2 protein-coding genes and 1 pseudogene are annotated in these 2606 nt (G+C 61.6%); 1 reads left to right on the top strand and 2 read right to left on the bottom strand.

Features of this window, described 5'->3' with window-relative positions; translation table 11 throughout:
• Positions 1–527 (bottom strand): annotated as a pseudogene (locus DBR18_RS28575) (two-component sensor histidine kinase); the annotation flags it as partial.
• Between the two features lie 49 nt (positions 528–576).
• On the bottom strand, positions 577–1260 hold the full coding sequence (locus DBR18_RS00440) for a response regulator transcription factor (protein ID WP_025111688.1): 684 nt from the start codon (positions 1258–1260) through the stop codon (positions 577–579).
• Between the two features lie 203 nt (positions 1261–1463).
• On the opposite strand from DBR18_RS00440, the gene DBR18_RS28570 reads away from it, so the two are divergent.
• Positions 1464–2606 (top strand): LTA synthase family protein (locus DBR18_RS28570; RefSeq protein WP_256588477.1); only part of this gene is annotated, 1143 nt, incomplete at its 3' end.

The following is a 2606-nucleotide window of genomic DNA, read 5'->3' as shown; positions in this document are numbered from 1 at the left end:
ACCGCCAGTTCGCCGACTTCGTCAGCGGCATAGTCCGGCGCCAGCGGCGGTGCCAGGCCGAGCAGTTGATCGCGGTGCCGCACTTGCCGGGCCAGTCGCACCACTGGCGCCATGACCTTGCGCGCCAACACCCAGCCGAGGAACACCGCCAGCGCCAGACTGAGCACAAAGCCCACCAGCACTACGGCGAACAGCACGCGCTCGCGCTCTTCGAAATCGCTTTGATCCTGCAGCAGCACATAACGACGACCGTCGACGATCTCGACCATCGCGTGATACGACAACTGCTCGCGGAACACTTCGTGGAAACCCGCATCGAGGTGACGCAGGTCCTTGGGCAGTTCGAAGTCACCCGGTCCGCCGCTGAAATAGAACAGCTGATCCGGCTCCGGGCGATGGCTCCAGTCCGAAACGTTATCCATCAGCAGCAGGCGTTGCAGGTCGCCGCCCAGCCCCGCCGAAATCAGTTTCTCCTCCACCAGGTGCACGGTCGCCACAATGCCCATGGCGAAGGCCCCGGCTACCAGCGCACTCATCAGCGCAAAGGCGATGATGATCCGCTGGGAAAGGCTTTGCTTAAACTCCATCTCGCCCCTCGGCCAGGCGGTAACCCACACCGTGCACGGTTTGCAGCAAGGGTTTGGCGAATGGCTTGTCGATCACCTGACGCAATTGGTGGACGTGGCTGCGCAGACTGTCGCTGTCCGGGCAGTCATCGCCCCACAAGGCTTCTTCGAGAATTTCCCGACGCAGCACGTGCGGGCTCTTCTGCATCAGCACTGCCAGCAGCTTCAGGCCGACCGGGTTGAGCTTGAGCAATTTGCCTTCGCGGGTCACTTCCAGGGTGTCGAGGTCGTAGGTCAGGTCACCGACCTGCAGCGCGCGACGTCCGCCGCCCTGGGTGCGGCGCATCACTGCCTCGACCCGCGCTGCCAGTTCCGACAACGCGAACGGCTTGACCAGGTAATCGTCGGCCCCGGACTTGAAGCCCTGCAGGCGGTCGTCCAGTTGATCACGGGCGGTGAGCATGATCACCGGCGTGTCGCGCCGCGCGTCTTCACGCAGGCGTTTGCACAGGGTGTAGCCGTCGATTCCGGGCAACATGATGTCGAGCACGATCAGGTCGTAATGCTCGGTGGCGGCCAGATGCAGGCCCGACAAGCCGTCCTGGGCGCAATCGACGGTATAGCCTTTGAGCCCCAGGTAATCGGCCAGGTTGGCCAGGATATCGCGGTTGTCTTCGACCAATAGAATTCGCATTGGCATTTCCTCCGTACACAGTAACGGCCGTCATGGCCCGCGCAGCTTAAGGCCAACGCCGGTTCACGGCTAGGGCCGGCAAGCGCGCAAATCCATTTGCCCAGGCAAATTAAATATTTAACAAAGTTTTCACTATCGATTCACAACCTGACTACAGTGGCGCCGCGACACTCGCGCGCCATTGATATAAGGAAAACGAGACAATGGACTCTTTCAAGACAGCGCCTATGCGCTTTCTGCTGCTGATCACTGGCGCCTGGCTGGTCATCTTTCTTCTGACCCGAGCGGTATTGCTGCTGACTCACCTGGATGAGGCCGGTGGCTTTGCCCCTTCGGTGTTCGGCATCGGCGCGCTGTACGACCTGGGTTTCCTCGCCTACGCGGCATTGCCGATGGGTTTGTACCTGTTGCTCTGCCCGCCGGGCCTCTGGCGGCGTCGTGGACATCGCGGTTTCCTGCGCGCCCTGCTGACCATCAGCCTGTTCGCCATGCTGTTCGTGGCCGTGGCCGAATGGTTGTTCTGGGACGAGTTCGGCGTGCGCTTCAACTTCATCGCCGTCGATTACCTGGTGTATTCCGATGAAGTGCTGAACAACGTCCTCGAGTCGTACCCGATCGGCAAACTGCTGAGCCTGCTCGCGGTGCTGGCCGTGGTGATCAGCTTTGCCTTGGGCAAGCCGTTCAATGCTGCCATGAATGCGCCGCTGCCAGCGCTGCGCACGCGCCTGCTCAATGCCTTGGGCCTGCTGATCCTCGCGGGCCTGAGTCTGCAACTGCTCAGCCAGGACGCACCTCGCGCCCAGGGCGGCAACGCTTACCAGAACGAACTGGCCAGCAACGGCCCGTATCAGTTCTTCGCTGCGTTCCGTAACAATGAGCTGGATTACACCCAGTTCTACAAGAGCCTGCCGGCGGAAAAAGTCGCCAGCCAGATCCGCGCCGAGCTGAGCGAAAGCGACGCGCGCTTCATCGGCCAGGATCCACAGGACATTCGCCGGGTGATCGACAACCCGGGCACCCCGCGCAAGCCGAACATTGTGCTGGTGACCATCGAAAGCCTGAGCGCCAAGTACCTGGGCAGCAATGGCGACGGTCGCAACCTGACGCCAAACCTCGACGCCTTGCGCAAGCAGAGCCTGTACTTCAACAACTTCTACGCCACCGGTACTCGCACCGACCGTGGTCTGGAAGCGATCACCCTGGCCATTCCGCCGACGCCTGGCCGCTCGATCGTCAAGCGCATCGGCCGTGAAAGTGGTTTCGCCAGCCTTGGCCAGCAACTGAGCGCCGTGGGTTACGACAGCGTGTTCGTCTATGGCGGGCGTGGCTACTTCGACAACATGAAC

Source organism: Pseudomonas sp. HMWF021 (assembly GCF_003061005.1).
GTDB lineage: Bacteria > Pseudomonadota > Gammaproteobacteria > Pseudomonadales > Pseudomonadaceae > Aquipseudomonas.
Note: the sequence above shows the minus strand (reverse complement) of the source record. Positions and strands in the feature narration are given on the sequence as shown.

Bases quoted from the DNA above. Each gene is read 5' to 3' on its own strand.
- DBR18_RS00440 (WP_025111688.1), bottom strand. From the start codon at position 1,260: ATGCGAATTCTATTGGTCGAAGACAACCGCGATATCCTGGCCAACCTG.